Source organism: Ruegeria sp. N4, from assembly GCF_056531425.1.
Genome location: NZ_JBQFLT010000013.1, coordinates 127,342 through 146,071, shown reverse-complemented (window position 1 = coordinate 146,071; position 18,730 = coordinate 127,342). Strand labels below are relative to the sequence as shown.

General features: G+C 55.7%; 17 protein-coding genes and 1 tRNA gene. 7 read left to right on the top strand and 11 right to left on the bottom strand.

The features are described 5' to 3' along the window. Positions 1 to 412 precede the first annotated feature (412 nt). Positions 413 to 1,075, bottom strand: a complete 663-nt coding sequence (locus ACR0LW_RS18145; protein ID WP_170451108.1) for a beta-phosphoglucomutase family hydrolase — start codon at positions 1,073 to 1,075, stop codon at positions 413 to 415. Positions 1,076 to 1,212: 137 nt separating this feature from the next. Between ACR0LW_RS18145 and ACR0LW_RS18140 the strand changes: the two genes are divergently transcribed. Further along, positions 1,213 to 2,370 carry a sugar-binding transcriptional regulator gene (locus ACR0LW_RS18140; protein WP_170451110.1) on the top strand — a complete coding sequence of 386 codons (1,158 nt, stop codon included), beginning with the start codon at positions 1,213 to 1,215 and terminating at the stop codon, positions 2,368 to 2,370. 51 nt (positions 2,371 to 2,421) lie between these two features. Here the strand turns inward: ACR0LW_RS18140 and ACR0LW_RS18135 are convergent, their stop codons facing one another. The 7 genes from ACR0LW_RS18135 to ACR0LW_RS18105 all read right to left on the bottom strand — a co-directional run bounded on the left by ACR0LW_RS18135 (position 2,422) and on the right by ACR0LW_RS18105 (position 11,716). Next, a complete protein-coding gene (locus ACR0LW_RS18135; protein ID WP_480883742.1) occupies positions 2,422 to 4,899 on the bottom strand; it encodes a glycoside hydrolase family 65 protein in 2,478 nt (825 codons plus the stop codon). Continuing rightward, complete coding sequence (locus ACR0LW_RS18130) at positions 4,805 to 5,788, bottom strand: carbohydrate kinase family protein (RefSeq protein WP_480883740.1); 984 nt, start codon at positions 5,786 to 5,788, stop codon at positions 4,805 to 4,807. Before ACR0LW_RS18130 ends, ACR0LW_RS18135 begins: the two co-directional genes overlap by 95 nt. Before the next feature lie 60 nt (positions 5,789 to 5,848). Next, positions 5,849 to 6,832: a substrate-binding domain-containing protein gene (locus ACR0LW_RS18125; protein ID WP_480883739.1), complete on the bottom strand. Its 984-nt coding sequence runs from the start codon at positions 6,830 to 6,832 to the stop codon at positions 5,849 to 5,851. Between the two features lie 167 nt (positions 6,833 to 6,999). Further along, entirely contained in the window at positions 7,000 to 8,160 is a 1,161-nt protein-coding gene (locus ACR0LW_RS18120) for a sugar ABC transporter permease (protein WP_480476158.1), read from the bottom strand. Positions 8,161 to 8,172: 12 nt separating this feature from the next. Continuing rightward, a complete protein-coding gene (locus ACR0LW_RS18115; protein WP_480659035.1) occupies positions 8,173 to 9,705 on the bottom strand; it encodes a sugar ABC transporter ATP-binding protein in 1,533 nt (510 codons plus the stop codon). A gap of 167 nt (positions 9,706 to 9,872) precedes the next feature. Beyond that, on the bottom strand, positions 9,873 to 10,922 hold the full coding sequence (locus ACR0LW_RS18110; RefSeq protein WP_480627353.1) for a sugar ABC transporter substrate-binding protein: 1,050 nt from the start codon (positions 10,920 to 10,922) through the stop codon (positions 9,873 to 9,875). A 650-nt stretch (positions 10,923 to 11,572) separates the two neighbouring features. Next, on the bottom strand, positions 11,573 to 11,716 hold the full coding sequence (locus tag ACR0LW_RS18105; RefSeq protein WP_480883753.1) for a hypothetical protein: 144 nt from the start codon (positions 11,714 to 11,716) through the stop codon (positions 11,573 to 11,575). Between ACR0LW_RS18105 and ACR0LW_RS18100 the strand changes: the two genes are divergently transcribed. From ACR0LW_RS18100 to ACR0LW_RS18090, 3 genes are read left to right on the top strand one after another with little or no spacing between them, the layout of a single operon-like run. Continuing rightward, the gene (locus ACR0LW_RS18100) at positions 11,654 to 11,818 is read left to right on the top strand and encodes a DUF3489 domain-containing protein (RefSeq protein WP_480883751.1); all 165 of its coding nucleotides are present in this window, start codon (positions 11,654 to 11,656) and stop codon (positions 11,816 to 11,818) included. The genes ACR0LW_RS18105 and ACR0LW_RS18100 overlap by 63 nt on opposite strands. A 5-nt stretch (positions 11,819 to 11,823) precedes the next feature. After that, positions 11,824 to 12,240, top strand: a complete 417-nt coding sequence (locus tag ACR0LW_RS18095; RefSeq protein WP_170452282.1) for a DUF2924 domain-containing protein — start codon at positions 11,824 to 11,826, stop codon at positions 12,238 to 12,240. Then, complete coding sequence (locus tag ACR0LW_RS18090) at positions 12,240 to 13,124, top strand: recombinase family protein (RefSeq protein WP_480883736.1); 885 nt, start codon at positions 12,240 to 12,242, stop codon at positions 13,122 to 13,124. Before ACR0LW_RS18095 ends, ACR0LW_RS18090 begins: the two co-directional genes overlap by 1 nt. A 301-nt stretch (positions 13,125 to 13,425) precedes the next feature. Here ACR0LW_RS18090 and ACR0LW_RS18085 read toward each other — a convergent pair. The 3 genes from ACR0LW_RS18085 to ACR0LW_RS18075 form a co-directional block, all read right to left on the bottom strand. Further along, positions 13,426 to 13,500 (bottom strand) — tRNA-Gln (locus ACR0LW_RS18085). A 94-nt stretch (positions 13,501 to 13,594) separates the two neighbouring features. Beyond that, entirely contained in the window at positions 13,595 to 14,584 is a 990-nt protein-coding gene (locus ACR0LW_RS18080; RefSeq protein WP_480883734.1) for an NADPH:quinone reductase, read from the bottom strand. Between the two features lie 116 nt (positions 14,585 to 14,700). Next, positions 14,701 to 15,165 carry an SH3 domain-containing protein gene (locus tag ACR0LW_RS18075; protein ID WP_170453126.1) on the bottom strand — a complete coding sequence of 155 codons (465 nt, stop codon included), beginning with the start codon at positions 15,163 to 15,165 and terminating at the stop codon, positions 14,701 to 14,703. Positions 15,166 to 15,360: 195 nt separating this feature from the next. Here ACR0LW_RS18075 and ACR0LW_RS18070 point away from each other — a divergent pair, with 195 nt between their 5' ends. The 3 genes from ACR0LW_RS18070 to ggt all read left to right on the top strand — a co-directional run bounded on the left by ACR0LW_RS18070 (position 15,361) and on the right by ggt (position 18,649). Next, positions 15,361 to 16,347, top strand: a complete 987-nt coding sequence (locus tag ACR0LW_RS18070) for a 2-hydroxyacid dehydrogenase (protein WP_170453125.1) — start codon at positions 15,361 to 15,363, stop codon at positions 16,345 to 16,347. A 20-nt stretch (positions 16,348 to 16,367) separates the two neighbouring features. Continuing rightward, positions 16,368 to 16,742, top strand: a complete 375-nt coding sequence (locus ACR0LW_RS18065) for a GFA family protein (RefSeq protein ID WP_480883732.1) — start codon at positions 16,368 to 16,370, stop codon at positions 16,740 to 16,742. 113 nt (positions 16,743 to 16,855) lie between these two features. Beyond that, on the top strand, positions 16,856 to 18,649 hold the full coding sequence (ggt, locus tag ACR0LW_RS18060) for a gamma-glutamyltransferase (RefSeq protein ID WP_480883730.1): 1,794 nt from the start codon (positions 16,856 to 16,858) through the stop codon (positions 18,647 to 18,649). Positions 18,650 to 18,730: the final 81 nt, after the last annotated feature.

Below are 18,730 nucleotides of genomic sequence, written 5' to 3'. Positions count from 1 at the left end.
TCTTATTATTGCTAAAACCCGAGAACATTTGGAACTTGAGGTCATTGGCGGCTGCAGCTCGGCTAAATAACTATCAAGACCAACCGGCCCATTCCTGCCGTCCAGCGGACACCTTCGATGCTGCGGTGCAGCCCGTCAAACCTGCCGTTCGCTACCAGTACAACATAGGGTATCGGTCGAGCGAACAGTTCGCGGATTTTCTGGACCTTCAGCCCAACGCCTCACACGCGCGTAAACGGTCCCAACCGTGCCTTCCCAGCAGAGTCAAGCGCCGCATCGGAGCTTGACCGAAGCGGCCAATAGTCAAACTCGGGCACACGGAGTTGTGAGAGGTTGAGCACACGATACTGAATTTTAGGTGAAGTCTGTTATCTGTCCCTAAAAAATCCAGTTCTATGTCGCAAAAAAGTATTTAGACAGGCAATTCCGACTTGGATTCGTCTATCTGCTCAATGTCAACCTCGGCCAGCGAAGAAATGACGCAATCCGCAGCCGTTAGTTCACTCTCGTGATCTTCATGAAGAAGACCTACGCAATAGAAACCACCATTCTTTGCCGCTTCGACACCGGAAGAGGAATCCTCGATCACGATACATTCATCCACATTAAGCCCCAGCCCGCTGGCGGCGGTGAGGAATATATCAGGGTTGGGTTTCCCTTTTTCGACATCGTCGCCTCCGATAACAACCGGAAAGGCATCCAACAAACCAGCTTTTTCGAGAACGGCTCGGACATTGGCGCTGCTGGAAGCGGCCGCCAGCCCGTAACCCTCCGACTGGCATTGTCTTACGAGGTGCACAGCAGCATCGAAGACACGAAATTCGCCTCGCTCGATCATTTCAACATAATAGTCATTTTTTTTGTCTGCGGCGGTTCTGACTTCATTCTCCGAATGCCGGGTCATGACCGCGCGCGCGCCGTCATAACGAGGGCGCCCATCGACAAGTCGCCGGTATTCCGCCCTTCCAAACTCATACCCGTATTCTTCGAACATGCGTTTCCAAGCAGCAAAATGCGCCGGTACGGTGTCGACCAAAACACCATCGAGGTCAAAGATCAGTCCTTTGATCGGCATGCTGAATCTCCTGGTTCGAGCCTGTGCAAGAAACACGTAGCATGTAAGGATTTTTCTTCAATCGGCTGGCATGTGAATGTTTATATGGCATAGTTATTCACGCTGTCAGGATCCTGCTAACGAACAGTATTGAACAAATGATCGACGTTAAAAAACTTCCATTTGAAGAACGCGCCCAGTGCGCTGCCTATATGCGCGCAACGCACAACATGTCGCAGGTAGAGATAGGAGCAATTCTTGGTGGCCTGTCTCAACCGCATGTATCGCGGTTACTGAAACACGCTGAACGCCAAAACTACTTGGTCATCGAACAACGCTTCGTCAAAGAACAATTCTCAGACGAGTGGATTGCCCAGATGGACGAAATGCTGGCTCCTTCAGGGTTGAATTCTGATCTGAAGCGATATTGCAACAGGAACAAGCTTAGACCGCCTCGGCTTGGGGTGTTTGAAAGCGGCCCGGGGAACACCGAGGCTGCGCTGTCACAGCGCCGTACCAGGTTTGGACGAACCGCATCCGGACGATTGATAGAACTGATCGAGAAATCGAACGTCATCGGCGTTGCGTGGGGTCGAACAATCAAGTCTCTGGCAGAAGGGATTGCAGCCTCAAGGCAGCCCATAGATAAGTCGCAAAAGACTGAGTTTGCAGCGGTTTGCGCAGAATTGATGTCGCTGGCTCAGCATGGATACTCTGCCAGCCGGCTTGCCGGAACGTTTGATGAGCTATTTAACGATCAGCCGGAGGATAGCCCTCAGCTCACTGGTTTCCCGGCATACATACCCCGTCACTACGATGAGACCATGCGCCGTTCCATTTGGCAGTACATCTCTGACACCCCGGGATTTCACCGCGTGTTTTCGGGTCCAGACGCATTGATTGATAAAATGGATATGTTGATTTCCAGCGTCGGGTCTTCAAGCACTCCGGTTCTGGGCAGTTTTGAAGAGCTGGTTCAGGCTGGCGGGTTAAGGGCTGACGATCTCCGGCAATTGGTCGTCGGGGACCTTGGCGGTATTTTGATCCCGAGAACCGAAATTTCACAGGCCAAGATGGACCTGATTGACGAGCTGAACGGGCTGTGGACCGGGATCAAAACAGAGCATGTCAAAGCCATCGCAGATCGGGCATTTGACGATCCTGATCAAAGTGGTGTTGTGGTCGTCGCGATTCAGAAGGAACGAGGCGATACGGTATTCGAACTGATCACCCGGGGACTTGTTAACGAATTGCTCATCGATCACGCGGCAGCGGAACAACTGCACACGCGCGTTGCTGAGGCTCTTGCAGACTGACGATAGCACCTCGGCACACCTTGACCATTCCTGCGAGAAAAATCTTGGTTGTCACGCAGGCTGCGGTGCTAAGACCGCTTCCTCTCCGGCAATCAAAGTAACAGGATGGCCCATCACCTCGATATCCTCTTTCGTGCCGGACGGAGCAATCAGCTTAAACCGACACTCGTCATGAGAAATCAGAACTTCGACGTCATTCCCCTGCCACTTCAGATTAAACCGGATGCCGGACCATGCCTCGGGCAGCCAGGGTTTGAACGTCATCTTGCCGTGCTTGACCCGGAACCCGCCAAACCCACAAACAAGCGACTGCCAGGTGCCACCGGCCGATGCGATATGCATCCCGTCCTGTGTGTTTCCCTGATTGTTGACTAGATCAACAAAGGCAGAACGTTCGAAATAGTGATGGGCCGAGGAAATGTCGCCAACTTCAATCCCCATGATCGAATGAATGGCCGGGCTGAGCGATGATTTGTGCATCGTGCGTTTCTCATAAAACGCATAGTTCGCCTTTTTGATTTCGTCTGAAAACTCGTCGGGCAAGAGATAGTTCAACATGATCACGTCAGGTTGCTTGAGTAGCATCGAGCCATTCAGTGAAAAGTGATCATGCCCCTCCGGGTAGACCGGCATACGGTTTTTGTCCCATTCGGTGATGGGAATGTCCTTGAGCTGGAAATATCCTTCAAATTGCTCAATCAGATTGCGGGACGGGTCAAAGGGAACATAGATTTTTTCGGCCGTTTCCAGCCAATTATCCACTTCCTTTTCTGTTAAATCTAACCGAATCCGCAATTCGTCATGAACCGCTGACGAGGCCTCGCTGAACTCTTTGAAAACACGTGCGGATTGCTCCAGATGCCATTTCGCCATTCGGTTGGTGAACGTGTTGTTGTCGACATGCTCGTGAAACTCGTCCGGCCCAATAACGTTTGTCAGCTCGTACCGGTCCATGTCTTTGTTCCATTCCAGTCGACTGATCCAGAACCGGCTGGTCTGATACAAAACCTCGGCCCCGAAATCGCGAAGGAAATCTTTGTCTCCGGTCGCCGCAACATAACTGAGGATGCCATATGCCACACATGCGGTGACGTGAATCTCTTCTTCTCCGGTCCAGATCCGGTTCGCGCCGTCCGCTGTCCATTTTGGCGTTGTCTCCACCCCGGTATCAGCGGATTCCCAAGCGTACTGCGCGCCCTTAAGCCCATTCATGCGGGCATTCTCAAGTGCGCCGTTCAACGTATTGTAACGGTATTTCAGAAGGGCTTTGGCCGTCTCCGGCTGCGTGAATATATAGAAGGGCAGCAGGAAAATTTCAGTATCCCAGAAAACGTGACCTTTGTACCCCTCGCCAGACATGGACTTGGCGCCGATGTTCGCGCGCGGGTCATTTTCGTTGGCGGCAATCAGCAGATGATAGATGTTGAAACGCATCGCCCGCGTTGCTTCTGGATCACCCGTCACCACACAATCACAGGCGTCCCATTTTTTGCGCCAGGCTGCGGCACTTTCGCTTAGACATGCGGAGAACCCTTTGGCATGCGCGGTCTCAAGGGAGGCTTCGCACTTGGCCGCCAATTCCGCGCCGTTCAGATCTCGCGATGTATAAATCGACACCATCTTTTCGAAGGTCAGGCTTTGCCCGTTGAGCGCCTCGACAGAAACGGTTTGCGAAACCCGCTCATAATCACGGTTTGCGCCTTTGAACTCGCTGAAGGAAGGACAATCCAAGGCAGACGCCATGCCAATCGAAATGCCAGTGTCCAGAGTTAGAGCTTCAATATAGGACGCATCGCTGCTTGCGTGAGACTGAGTCACCTTCAGGTGTCGGCTTTTGGCCCATTTTTCCCATTTGACCTCGGGGTGGAATTCAGGGTTTCCCTGATAAGCTGGCAAGCGGTCCAGATTGTACCGTTGAGCATCCAGTGCACTTTCGACAGTTATCTTGGACGAGTGGTTTTCCGGCGTCACCGTCAAACGGATGCCGCAGATATGCTGATCGGCAAAACTGGCAAACCGGATGCTGTTGATGCGGGTGCGACGGCCTGTGCTGTCTTCAAACACGGTATCCCGATGCAGAAATCCGGTCTGCAGATCTAATACCCGCCTATGTTCGACAACTTTGCACGTTTGGACATCCAGAATTTCACCTTCAACACGAACCCTAAGCGGCAACCAGGTCGGAACATTGACCTGATCGATCACCGTCGAGTCATGGTGATCGTAAACACCGGCCAGATAGGTGCCGGACAGCTCTCCTTTGTGGCCCTCTTCCAGCGACCCACGTGTGCCCTGATAGCCGTTGCCGACCGTAAAAATGGTCTCCTTGAAGTTCGCTTCATCCAGATTGAGTTGGGTTTCTTCGATCAGCCAGTCGCTACTGCTCAGCATTGTCTGCATGTCAGGGCTCCATTCGGGTGATATTTCGGATAATTCAGTCGCCGTAGGTTTCGGCAATCTGACGTTCGGTTTCTTCCAGTGATCCGTAGACATCCAGCTCGCTGCTCGAGCAGCGCTGCGCTCCTGCACAGTTTCCGAACTGGCAGGCTTTGACGAAATCGCCGGTCTTGAGGTAGCCAAAAGCCAGGCCACCAGCAAAGCTGTCCCCGCAGCCCGTGGTGTCGACCACATCCTCGACAAGCACTCGCTTGACCAGATGTTCCCGCATCCGGCCGGTTGCATCCTTGTGGTAGACGGCGCAGCCGTGTTGATCCAGCGTGACGTAGAGCGCCTTGACGCCCAGATCCAGGCAGTGTTGGGCGAACTTGGGCAGCTGGTCCATCGTGAGTTCGCTTATTTCCTGCAACTCGTCAGAGCCGTATTCCCCTTTGAACCAACTGCATTGAGCCTCTTCCAAGTTCATCTTCAGAAGGTCGATATGCGGAAGCCAGCGATCCCGATCGATCCAGAATTTATGATACCGTTCGCCATGTGCTGAACAGCCACTGGTGGGACCATGCGCATCAAATACAACCAGACCATCGCTGTTGGCCTTGATGTATCGGATCGTTTCCAACGGAACCTCGAAATCCGTGATCGGAACGAAAACGAAAGCCTCGCAATCCATCAGGTCCTGGATATCTTCGGGCAGGATCGGGTTCATGAAACCCGTTTGCTTCTCGTTGCGCCGGTTCTGGTCTACGTAAACCAGATCGATCACCGCGCCCTGATCGGCGTCACCGGTGACATGGCTGACATCCAGATGCGGAAACTCACACAGCAAGTTGCGAACATTGTCGACGTCCGACCTGCGTACATGGCTGACGACGTTGATCCGCGAACCCGGACCAGCCAGCGAGGACATGCAGACCGCTGTGTAAACCGCGCAGCCAAATTTGTTGAACTTCTCACCCTGATAGCTGGTGATATTGTCCCTTGGGATCGGTCCTAGGACTGCGACATTGATCTTGTCCGACATTTCGGTCCCTTGCTTTTATTCGCTGTTTTGTCGACGGGCGTATGCGTGATTATAGCAGCTTCAGTTCTGATAGATCTGTTCGCTGGTATAGAACCCGCCATCGATCACCGTGCTGTCGATGGTGTCTTTCGTGACTGCCAAGACAGGGGTGATAACCGTCGGAATTTCCGCGAAACCATTGTCGATCAGCGTATGCTCACCGATCAGTTCGCTGATTTCGGCATCCGGAGACTGCGCAATTTTCACAGCAATATCCGCCGCCTCATAGGCCAGGGGCTTGATTTGCTTCCAGATTTCCAGCGCCTGTACGTCGTCAGCAACCATTTGGACATTCTTCAGATCAGCATCTGACCCGGCAACAAAGACCTGATCAGCCGATGCCAGATCCTCATCCGACAATGCTGCCAGAACCCCAAAGGCAAGCCCGCTGTTGTTGGCGATGAACGCATCGATGTCGTTGTCATATTCGACCAGTAGGTTCTCGGCAGTGTCTCTGGCCATATCGGGAGACCAGTCTACATGGCTGCGATCCGCAACAAGCTCGAGCCCAGGATGATCGGCAATCACTTTCAGCACACCGCTGCTGAGGGCTTCGGCATTGGAATCACCAGGCTGACCGCGGATCAGGGCGACCCGGCCTTTGATCTCACCGCGGGTATCATTCAGCCAGTCCACCATCGCTTCGGCCTGAAGCTGCCCGACAGCCCAACTGTCCTGCATGACCATGACGTCAAGCGGCCCGTCCTGCAGCATCGAGTCGTATCCGACGACCTTGATGCCTTGTTCGTGAGCCAGATCAACCAGTGCTCCGGCGGTTGCTGTGTTGACGGGTTGTAGAACCAGAACATCCACCCCCAATTCCAGCATTTCCTCAACCTGCTGCAACTGGCGCAATGGATCGTTGCCGCTGCTGTCAAAGATCACATCTGCGCCCTGGGATTCCGCGCGGGCGATGAACAGAGATTTGTCTGTCTGATATCTGGCTTCCTGCATTGTCTTGAGCAGGAACCCGATTTTAGCGTTGTCCTGTGCTGCCGCGATCATTGGCAGCGATGCGGATAGAAGGCCGGCCAAACCCAAAGCTTTGAGGCCATTTGTGCGTAAGGTTGCTAAAATGGACTGGACCATCGCTTACCTCCCAACTGTCATTCAAGATTTAGGGGATTTTGGCGTTGCCCCCGGTGCGTATGACCGGGGGCAGGCCAGCAACATTATTTCTTCTGCATCACATCGAACCAGACGGCGAGGATGATGATCAGGCCCTTGATGATCAACTGATAGAATGTGACCACCCCAAGCAGGCTCATGCCGTTGTTCAGGACCCCGATCAACAGAGCACCGATGATGGTTCCACTTACCTTGCCCGAGCCACCAGCCAGGCTGGTACCGCCGATAACAACAGCCGCAATCGCATCAAGTTCGAACATCGTTCCAAGGTTGGGCGAGGCACCGTTCAGACGCGAGGCCAGGATGATACCAGCCAGCGCCGACAGAACCGAAATGACCGTATAGACAATCATCTTGGTGCGGACGACGTTGATGCCGGACAGGCGAGCCGCATCTTCGTTTCCGCCAAGCGCATAGAGGCGGCGACCAAAGCGGGTGCTGTTCAGCGTATAGATCCCGGCAAATGCAATGACTGCAAAGATCGCGACAGGAACGGGGATCCCTTTGTAGCTGGTGAACACGTGGAAGGCCAAAGCAAACCCGCCGATCATTACGGCCCCGTTGACCAACAGTTCCTGCATATTCACTTCGACGCCATGGGCCTTGCTTTGCTGGACGTCCCGGAAGATCGAATAAACAGCAAGCGCAGCACATACGATCAGCACGATACTGGACAACATCGGCGGAATATAAGCACCACCAATCAATGGAAACACATTACTCGTTACCGGGACAGAACTGCCGTTGGTCAGGGTCAGTGCCAGACCGCGTGCGATGGTCAGCATTCCAAGGGTTATGATGAATGGGGGTATGTTGAACTTGGCTATCCAGAACCCGTTCCACAGACCTATTCCAACACCCACGATCAAAAGGGTTGCAGGCACCGCCAATATGGTCGGCACGCCCCATTGCATCATGAGCGTACAGACGACTGCTGATAACCCGACGACAGAGCCAACGGATAGATCAATACCCGCAATCAGGATGACCATGGTCATGCCTACGGCAATGATCCCGATGATGGTAACCTGACGGGACAGGTTGCTAAGGTTCCGCGCGGTGAAGAACGCGTCGTCGGCAAAGCTGAGCCCAACGACAAGCACGATCAACGCTATCAGCGTCGCGTTATCCTTTATGAAGTTTATCAGGTGGTTTTCCTTGGCGCCGTTGACGCCAACACCTGCAACGTTGCTGTCAGCACTCATTTGCTTCCTCCCTTATGCGCTGCCGGTGGCATACGCCATGATTGCTTCTTTCTTCGCGTCGTCCCGTTCAAAGTTCGACACGATCTCGCCTTCGCACATCACCAGAATCCGATCGCACATGCCCAAAACCTCGGGCAGTTCCGAAGAAATCATGATGACGGTGACACCCTGCTGGACCAGTTCGTTCAGCAACTTGTAAATCTCGACCTTGGCGCCGATATCGATCCCGCGTGTGGGCTCATCCAGGATGAACACATCTGGACGTGAGTTCAGCCACTTACCCAGAATGACCTTCTGCTGGTTACCGCCGCTAAGCGTACCGATTACTGTGTCAATCGAAGGTGTTTTGACACCAAGCTGGTCGACATATTCCTTAACGACTTTGCGCTCCTGCTGAGTGTTGATAATGCCCAGAACCTTGGAACTAATCGTCTCAAGCGAGGAAATCGTCGTGTTGAAGGAAATGGATTTGTCCAGAAACAACCCCAACGCCTTACGATCTTCGGTCAGCAGCGCGATACCGGCATCGATTGCGTCTTTCGGCGACTTGATGTCCAGCTTTTGCCCGTTCAGTTTCACATCACCAGTGGTCTGATCCGGATAGGCACCGAATACACCACCGACCAGTTCGGTCCGGCCCGCGCCCATTAGCCCGGAGATGCCCAATATCTCGCCTTTGCGGGCAACGAAGCTGGCGTTCTTGACCAGATAGCTGCCAGGCAGGTCGGGGTTTGTGACGGACAGATCGTTGACCTCCAAAGTCACCTCACCCGGTGTGAAATCGACCTTGGGAAACATATCCTTGATGTCGCGCCCGACCATTCGGGCGATGATCTGATCCAGCGTGATATCCGCGATCGGAGTGACTTCACCGATCGTCTGACCATCGCGCAGAACCGCAATCCGGTCGGCGATCTGTTCGATCTCTTCCATTTTGTGCGAGATGTAGCACATGCAGACGCCGTCGGCTTTCAGCTTGCGGATGATACGGAAGAGATCCTTGACCTCCTTATCCGTCAGTGCCGACGTAGGTTCGTCCAGCACCAGTATCTCTGCCTTGAGCGACAGCGCCTTTGCAATTTCGACCATCTGCTGTTTGCCCACGGTGATATTCTGCACCAGATCGGTCGGGCGAATGTCGTTGATGCCCAGTTCGGTCAGCAATTTCTGAGTCTCGGCAAAGGTTTGATTCCAGTTGATTCTGCCCTTGGCATCGGTGAACTGGCGATCCAGAAAGATGTTCTCGGCAACCGACAGGCCGGGGATCAGGTTGAGTTCCTGATAGATGATGCCAATGCCGGCCGCCTCGGCCTCTTTCGTATTCGCGAACCGGACTCTTTCGCCGCGCAGAAAGATATCGCCTTCGTAGGTCGGATACGGCCACACGCCGCTGAGCACTTTCATCAACGTGGATTTGCCCGCTCCGTTTTCTCCCATCAACGCCAGAAGCTCGCCCGAGCGGGCTTCGAAATTGACATTGTTCAGGGCGCGAACTCCGGGAAAATCCTTGATAATACCCTGCATTTTCAGGACGACTTCAGACATGCTTTTTCCCATCACATTCAGAAAGGTGTTTCGGACATTCCCCACCCTGACCGGCAGTCTCGCCGTGAGGGGTTAAGGAAGGAGGGCACCATGAAGCCGCGCGCGGGGAGTACACGCATAGGGAGCCAAATGGCGAAACGCCCTCCTTCAGGAAACAGTCCTTGGGATCAGTTCCCGTAGACCTCTTCCTTGGAGTAGAAGCCGCCAGCGATGATCGTGTCATCGATGTTGTCCTGTGTCACAAGCGTGATCGGAGTCACGATTGTCGGCACATCGGCGAAACCGTTGTTGATAACCTTGTCCACCTCGACCAAATCGGCGGGCGCGGTGTCCGGATCAGCAGCCAGAGCAACGGCCACTTCTGCCGCGGTTTCAGCCAGAGGATCGATCTGCTTCCAGATTTCAACGGCTTGCTTGCCTTGCGCAACATATTGGATATTGGCCAGGTCGGCATCAGATCCGGCCACAAACACTTTGTCTGATGACGCCAGACCCTGTGCTTCCAATGCCGCGATAACACCACGGGCCATGCCGCTGTTGTTGGCGATAAATGCGTCGATGCCGTTGCTGTTTGAAGTAAGCGTGTTTTCCGCAGTCGCCATTGCCTTCTCGGATGACCAACCTTCATGCGCCTGATTGGTCACCAGTTCCAACCCCGGGTTCGCTTCGACAATCTCCAACACACCGCTGCTCATGGCAATCGCGTTGGAGTCGCCGGGTTGACCTTGAATCAAGGCGATCTTGCCGGACACCTCTCCGTTCTTGTCCTGCAGCCATTCGACCATGGCTTCGCCTTGCAGGCGGCCCACGGCCCAGCTGTCTTGCATCACCATCGCATCCAGCGGCCCGTCCACGAGCATCGAGTCATATCCGACGACGCGCACACCTTCGCTGTTTGCCATGCTGACCATGCTTCCGGCGGTACCGGTGTTCACAGGCTGCAACACGATGACGTCTGCGCCCTTGGCAAGCATGTTTTCAAACTTAGCCAGCTGAGTCAGCTCGTCATTGTTCGCTGAATCAAAGATAACTTCGGCGCCCAGTTCCTCTGCTTTCGCAGTAAACGCGGCGCGGTCACGTTTGTAGCGCTCTTCCTGCATGGTTTTCAGCAGAAAGCCAATTTTGACATCGCCTGCATACGCTGTCCCGGCAGTCAGTGCGACAGCGGCGACAGAAAGCAAGGCGGCTCTACGGGTAATGGTCTGCATCAGGGACATATTTCCTCCAGTGTATGTTCCTTGGCTGCCGGGCCAATTGGGCCGACAACGCGAAATGCTTCGCAAATTGTGCTGGGTGCCGGCTAACCGGTGAGAACAAGCGTCAATCTCAAAGCGATAACGCTAACATAGCGGTGAAGATTGAGAGGAGAATTTGTATATTTAGAAAGCATAAATATTCACAGCGCAGTTGGGATCCCTGCGCCCAAAGGGATTTTACATATTTAACAACACCATAATAGGTTGCCACTCACTAATCGAAAACACTGAAGTCTCTTGGTCAGGCCGCGACAGAGTTGTACCGTAATCGCGAAGCGGGTTGTAAAGCCGCGAAATCGGCAATCAAACATCCTGATGAGATCGCCAGGCCGACACCGTCTGGTGTTTTCTCTGTTGGCGTGCTCAAGCGGACCAATAGGTCAATTCATGCAACCGCTGTCGAATGGCCGCTAACCAAGAATGCGAATGGCTATTTCGCGAGAGTAGCGAAGGTCTGCTTTCCGCCCGATTCTTACAGTAAACAACTGGACTTTGGCTTGTACGGAAGTGGTACTGACGACGGTTGAGATTCGCTCGGGGCACCCGGGCTCCACTCAGTACAGGGCGCAGGATCAGCCTGTGCCCGCAAAGTGGAGACATCAATGACAACTTCATGTGATACGGAAATCAAAACACCACCCGCCAAACCCGCCCGGAACAACCCGACGCGACAGCAACAGTTGCAGAAACTGTTGTCCCGCAAGGCTGGTGCAACGATTGCGCAGATTCAGAACGCCTTTGGGTGGCAACCGCATTCCGCGCGCGCGGCGATTTCGATGTCGCGCAAGGCGGGACATACTGTTGAGCGATCTGGATCTGGCAAAGGTACGCTCTACCGGATAGTGAAGTCGGTGTGATCGCCATGGATCCTACGCGCGCGGATCGTGACCTTGCGAAGACATTTGACGACATTGAACACCTAGATCGCCTCGGCTGTCTTGACCGATGGCGGGAAGTGTTCGGTCGGTCGCCGCCAAAATACCTGTCCCCGCAGTTCATGAAACGGGTACTAATCTGGGAACTACAGAACCGGGAATTGGGAGGGTTGTCTGCGAAGACAGAACGCCGATTGCAGAATATCGCGTTGGGAAAAACGCCGCCTCCTAGTCTGAAGCCGGGTTCACATCTAGTGCGGGAATGGAACGGACGCACCTATCAGATTGAAGTGGTTGATCGCGGGTTCGTCATGGACGGCAAAACATGGCGTTCCCTGTCCGCCATAGCAAAGCACATCACCGGAGCGCACTGGTCCGGGCCGCGCTTCTTCGGGGTTCAGTGATGCGACGCATCCGCTGCGCCATTTACACTCGGAAAAGCTCGGAGGAGGGGCTGGAGCAGGATTTCAACTCACTCGATGCCCAGCGGGAAGCCTGTGAAGCATACATCGCGAGCCAGAAGCATGAGGGCTGGGAATTATTGCCGGATCACTATGACGATGGCGGTATCTCGGGCGGTCATCTTGACCGCCCGGCGTTGCAGCGGCTGATGCAGGCTGTTGACCAGAAACGCGTGGATCAGATTGTTGTCTACAAGATTGACCGGCTGACGCGCTCGCTGGCTGATTTTGCAAAGCTGGTCGAACGCCTCGACGCGGCCGACGCATCGTTTGTGTCCGTTACCCAGTCCTTTAATACGTCGACCAGTATGGGTCGCCTGACACTCAACGTGCTGCTCAGCTTCGCTCAGTTCGAACGGGAAGTCACCGCTGAGCGTATCCGGGATAAAATTGCTGCCTCAAAACGCAAGGGTCTTTGGATGGGCGGGAACGTTCCACTTGGGTATCAGGCTGACGGCCGGACGCTCAAAATCGACGAAGAAGAAGCTGAGATCATCAGGACGCTCTACGATCTCTATCTGGAGCATCAGACCATTCTTGACGTGAAAGAGCAGGCGGAAGCACTGGGTCTCCGGTCGCGCCGCCGGGAACGTTCTGGCGGACGCGTGACAGGTGGTACGTTCTTCGATCGCGGACACATCCATCATCTGATCAGCAACCCAATCTATGCTGGCCACATCCGACACAAGGGTCGGGTTTATGAGGGGCAGCATCCTGCCATCATCAACCCGGCGGTGTGGGAGCGGATGCAGCAGCTGCTGAAAGATGGCGCAGTAACAGGACTTGGGTCAACAATCGCATCGAACGTGGACAGATGCCCTATGTAAAGGTCGGCAAATATCGACGCATACGCGAAGATGTTTTGGATAAGATGATAATGCGTTGGTATCGGGATGCAGAACGTTAACTTGCTCCAAACACACAGAAAATAATCCTTGCTGTGGTAAAGTTACCGCGCATCGTAGGTATATTTTTTTATTACAAAACAATACCTTATCTCAAAAATCATGTGTAAATTTTTGCGATTACCACAGTTTTACCACAGTTTACCACAGTAAATCACCGGATTTTTGAGCGCCAAACTGTGCGCCTCAAAATCCTAAATCATTCTAAAATATAGGAAAAATTTGGCTGGGGTGGTAGGATTCGAACCTACGATACACGGTACCAAAAACCGCTGCCTTACCACTTGGCTACACCCCAACGGTGAGCGGCTATCTACGATTGTTGTTGGCGGGGTTCAAGGGCTTTTGGGTAAAAAATGCGACTGCCTTGAAAAAATATTTTTGGCCGGTCGTCAGGTGGTTTTCAACAGCACTGCGCCGTTGCGATTGCCGGTTTGGACAAGGTCATGGGCGGATGCGCAATCCTGTAGCGGCAGGATCTTTTCAACCGGGCATATTAAGCTGCCATCTTCCAATGCTGCATGCAGCCGATTGATCGCCGCAGATCGCGGTGCAGGCGGCAGAAGGTAGATCAGGATAAGCTCAAGCGTCACAGCTTTGAACATCAGGGGGTAAAAGGGCAGGGTGGGGGACATCTCCTGCGCGGAGCCGAACGCGTTGATACGTCCATTCTCGGCGATCACGGCAGTATTTGTTTCTACATTCCGGCCAAATTCGACATCGACGATTCGGTTGATCGGAACGCCATCATTGGCGGCAAGGGTTTGCTGGGCCAGATCAGGATCGCTGTAGTCCAGTACCGTTTCCGATCCGGCCTGTCGCACGCGCTCATAGTTGCGAGGGTGTGCAGTGCTAATGACACGGGCGCCTGCCCATTTCGCCATTTGGACGGCCAGATAGCCAACCGTGCCTGCTCCGCCGTGGATCAAAATGGTTTGGCCTTCAATTTCACCGCCTGAAAAGACAGCGTGGCTGGCCGTCAGGCCCGGAATGCCCAGAACCGCCCCGGTTTCCAGGGAGACGGCGTCAGGAAGGGCAACCGCCTGATCCGAGGGCAGTGTGATTTGGGTGGCCGCTGTTCCCAAGGCGCGATTCCACTGGCCATTCCATATCCAGACGCGCTGACCCAGCCGCGATTTTGGAACGCCTTCTCCAACGGCAGAGATTACACCGGACCCGTCGCTGTGGGGGACGATAACCGGGAACGCAGGTTTCGTGACCCCGGGTCTGGATCCGGCACGCGCTTTGACGTCCGAGGGGTTCACACCGGAAAAGGCCAGATCAACGGTCACGTCACCTGGGGCCGGAGGCACGTCGGGAAGGTCTTGCAGTTTCAGAACGTCTGACGCATCGCCGAATGCTGAATATGTGATGGCTTTCATGGTGTCCCCTCGGCCCTGTCAGGTCAATTTAGCTGCGTCGCGGGGCATTGCCAGAGATTCGAACCTCGGTCGCGCCCGAACGATTGCGCGGTGCAGCCAGCACAAGGCGGTGGCTCTTACTCGCGGATTTCGGAGGGTTCGACGCCCCAGAGGTTGGATTTCAAGGTCCAGCCGCGATAGCCGCCTGCGGATATACGGCACCAATCCAATGAGCAGGTGCCAAGGCGGGCGACGACTCCGGTTTCGAAATGCGCATTGATCTGAGAATTTGGGTCAGGGCGGGCGTAGACGGGCAACATATCGGATTCGATCAGAACGGTCCGAACACCTGACAGCAACGCGTAATGGACCCAGCCGCCTGCTCCGTCACGGTCCTGTACCTTGCGCCAGTTGCCGTACTCGGCGGTGATCTGCAGCGGCATGCCCCGACGTTTGAACACCCAGTCGATTCGATGGGTCAGGGACGGGCCGCGTCGCACATTCCCCTCGGCCGCTTTCATCGAGACATAGCGGGGCAGGGGCAGATTCGTGACAGGGCCGCGCGCCTCTTGCGTCGCGGCGGCGATTGGGCCGAACGCCATAAGAACCACGGTAAGGATCGCCAAACAGCGGCGTTTCACCGGTAGAAGACCACTCACTGACTGTCTGCTCTTGTGCCTGTTGATCTGCTTTCGAAAAAAGGTCGACTCAATGCCTTAGGGGTTCTTGTGCCCCGCCTTATCCTGCGCCACGATGCCATGGAGCGCGCGCGTTTGCAAAGCGATGGGAGGGCTGAAGTGCCAAGAGAACGTCTGAGTGTTGTTGTAACGCGACGGTTGCCCGAGGCAGTGGAAACGCGGTTGAGCGAGTTGTTCGATGTTCGCCTGCGCGAGGATGACGCGCCCATGACACGCGAAGAACTGGTCGCGGCGGTGCAAGAGGCCGATGTGCTGGTACCCACAGTGACCGACACAATTGACGGTGGATTGTTGGGGCAGGCGGGTGAGAACCTGCGTCTGATCGCAAACTATGGCGCGGGTGTCGATAATATCGACGTGGCCACAGCCCGGCAGCGCGGCATTCTGGTGTCGAACACGCCGGGTGTGCTGACCGACGATACGGCCGACATGACCATGGGCCTTATTCTGGCGGTTACGCGCCGCATTCCCGAAGGGTTGGCCGTGATGCAGCAGGGCGATTGGGCCGGGTGGGCACCCACAGCATTGCTGGGTGGCCGGATCGGTGGTCGACGTCTGGGCATTCTGGGCATGGGCCGGATTGGGCAGGCCGTTGCCCGCCGTGCCAGCGCCTTTGGCATGCAGGTGCATTATCACAATCGCCGCCGCCTGCGCCCCGAGACCGAGGAAGAGCTTGAGGCGACCTATTGGGAAAGCCTGGATCAGATGGTGGCGCGCATGGATGTGATCTCGGTCAATTGTCCGTCAACGCCATCGACCTTTCACCTGATGAATGCGCGGCGGTTGAAGCTGATGAAACCGTCGGCGGTGCTTGTGAACACATCGCGGGGTGAGGTGGTGGACGAGAACGCCCTGACCCGCCTGATCCGCGCGGGTGAGATCGCCGGGGCCGGGCTGGATGTTTATGAACACGGCACCAATGTGAACCCGCGCCTGCGGCAATTGCCGAACGTTGTTTTGCTGCCGCATATGGGGTCGGCCACGTTGGAAGGGCGGATCGAGATGGGCGAGAAGGTGATCATCAACATCAAGACGTTTGAGGATGGCCACCGCCCGCCGGATCAGGTTGTGCCCGCTATGCTATAGCGCATTGGGAAAGGACTGTGATGGAGGTTTATCGGGCCGGATGCCGCTGTGGCAGCGTGCGCGTAACGGCAAAGGGGCCTCCGTCGCGGGTCGGGATGTGCCACTGCCTTGACTGTCGTAAGCATCACGGTGCCTTGTTTTATGCCGCTGCCATCTTTCCCACGGACGCGGTTGAGATCAGCGGAGAGGTCCGCAGCCATGCAGGGCGGTCATTTTGTCCGATCTGCGGTTCGCCGGTATTTGCCCAAACCGGAGAAGAGGTCGAGGTTCATTTGGGCAGCTTTGACCAGCCCGACCAATTGAAACCGACATATGAATGCTGGACAATCCGGCGGGAAGGCTGGCTGCCCGAATTTGAGGGCATGCAACGATACGATCGGGACCGCGCAGATTAGGTGATGAACAGTGTGGCGGAACTCTGCCGCCGTTCGGTTCTGTATCAACCGATGGTTGCGGTGTTGCGGTGGCCCGTACAGTGTTGAAAGCAATTGTTGAATTGGAGGATACGATGCGTTCCGGTTATATTTCAGGTCTCATACTGTCTGCGATCACGTTTACTGCCCCGTCTATTGCGCAGGAAACCGCAGATGCGGTTGCGCCCGAAGGGGCGACGGAAGGTCAGGTTCAGGCCCTTACCGAAGAAGTGGTCGCCGCGCTTGAGGCGAAGGCCGCAGGCGTACCGGTGCAATCCGACAACTGGATGGTCGCTGCCGCCAATCCGCTGGCCGTCGAAGCCGGGGCGCGGGTACTGCGCGCAGGCGGCTCGGCTGCGGATGCGATGGTTGCTGTTCAGGTCGTTCTGGGGCTGGTCGAGCCGCAATCCTCGGGTCTTGGGGGTGGGGCATTTCTAGTTTGGTACGATGCCGCCACAGGAGAATTGACCACGCTGGACGGGCGCGAAACGGCCCCGCTGGAGGCGACGCCGCGGCTGTTTCACGACGAAAACGGTGAACCGCTGAAATTCTTCGACGCGGTTGTCGGCGGGCTGTCGGTGGGTACTCCGGGAACGCCCGCCCTGTTGGAGGAGGCCCATCGCCGCTGGGGCCGGTCGCCATGGCCCGGCCTGTTCACAGATGGTATCCGGCTGGCCGAGGACGGCTTCCTTGTGTCGCCACGCCTCGCCACGCTGGTCGAGAATGATGCCGAGCGGCTTTCCCGCTTTCCGGCAACGGCCGAGTATTTCCTGCCCGGCGGCGAACCCTTGCAACAAGGGCAGCGATTGGTGAATCCCGATTACGCGGAGACGTTGCGGACTCTGGCGGCCGATGGGGCTGCGGGGTTTTATGGCGGTGATATCGCTGCGGGCATCGTCAACACCGTTCGGACCGCTCCGGGCAATCCGGGCGTTCTGTCGGGCATTGACCTTACGCTGTATCAGGTGATCGAGCGTGAGCCGGTCTGCGCCGCATACCGGTCGTTTGATGTATGCGGTATGGGGCCCCCTTCGTCGGGCGCGCTGACGGTTGGGCAGATTCTGGGCAAGCTGGACAATTTCGACCTGTCCGCCATGGGGCCGGACAGCATGGAAGCCTGGCGTTTGATCGGAGACGCTTCGCGCCTCGCCTTTGCGGACCGAGGGCGGTACATGGCGGACAGCGATTATGTCCCCATGCCGACCAATGGGCTGGTGGACCCGGACTACCTGTCGGAACGCGCTGCCTTGCTGAACACCGAAAGCGCGCTGACCGAGGTCACGCCCGGCAATCCCGAATTCGACCACGCGTTGAACTGGGCCGATGATGCCTCGCTGGAACTGCCCTCGACCTCGCATATCTCGATTGTGGATGGCTATGGCAATGTCCTGTCGATGACCACGACCATCGAAAACGGCTTTGGCTCGCGGCTGATGACCAACGGGTTTCTGTTGAACAACGAATTGACGGATTTCTCGTTCAAGACCCATTCGGACGGAGTACCCATTGCCAACCGGCTGGAGCCCGGCAAACGCCCCCGCTCGTCGATGAGCCCGACGATTGTGATGCTGGACGGCGCGCCGGTTCTGGCTATCGGATCGCCCGGCGGCAGCCGTATTATCGGTTATGTGGCCAAGTCGATCATCGCCTGGGCGGATTGGGGCATGGATGTGCAGCAGGCGGTGTCACTGCCGCATTTGGTGAACCGGTTCGGCACCTATGACGTCGAACTGGGCACCACCGCCGAGGGTTATGTCGATGCCTTGACCGAGCTTGGGTTCGAGGTGAACCCCCGCGACCTGACCTCGGGTCTGCACGCCATCGAAATCCGCGATGGGCTGAGCGGTGGCGCGGACCCTCGGCGCGAAGGCATCGCGCTGGGCGAATAGGTCTTGGGACTTGTCCCACGTTGCCGGGCCTTTTAGTCATGAACTGAAAGGCCCGGCACCCTGTCGGGCAGGGGAGAACCA